The sequence below is a fragment of the Cupriavidus sp. L7L genome (genome assembly GCF_004353535.1).
In the GTDB taxonomy this organism is placed as follows: domain Bacteria; phylum Pseudomonadota; class Gammaproteobacteria; order Burkholderiales; family Burkholderiaceae; genus Cupriavidus; species Cupriavidus oxalaticus_A.
In genome coordinates, this window is sequence record NZ_SMNY01000073.1 from 1 (window position 1) to 463 (window position 463).

Sequence of the window (463 nt, forward strand, 5' to 3'; positions counted from 1 at the left end):
CCCTAGCAGGTGATAGCCCTGTATGCGAAAACAGCGTTGTGGAACTAGGTGTACGACAAGTAGGGCGGGACACGTGAAATCCTGTCTGAAGATGGGGGGACCATCCTCCAAGGCTAAATACTCGTGATCGACCGATAGTGAACCAGTACCGTGAGGGAAAGGCGAAAAGAACCCCGGGAGGGGAGTGAAATAGATCCTGAAACCGCATGCATACAAACAGTCGGAGCCTGGAAACGGGTGACGGCGTACCTTTTGTATAATGGGTCAGCGACTTACATTCAGTGGCAAGCTTAACCGATTAGGGCAGGCGTAGCGAAAGCGAGTCCGAACAGGGCGTTGAGTCGCTGGGTGTAGACCCGAAACCAGATGATCTATCCATGGCCAGGTTGAAGGTGCGGTAACACGTACTGGAGGACCGAACCCACTAACGTTGAAAAGTTAGGGGATGAGCTGTGGATAGGGG

1 rRNA gene is annotated in these 463 nt (G+C 53.1%); it reads left to right on the forward strand.

The annotated features are described in order from the left end of the window. A 23S ribosomal RNA gene (locus E1J61_RS35425) occupies positions 1-463 on the forward strand; the annotation flags it as partial.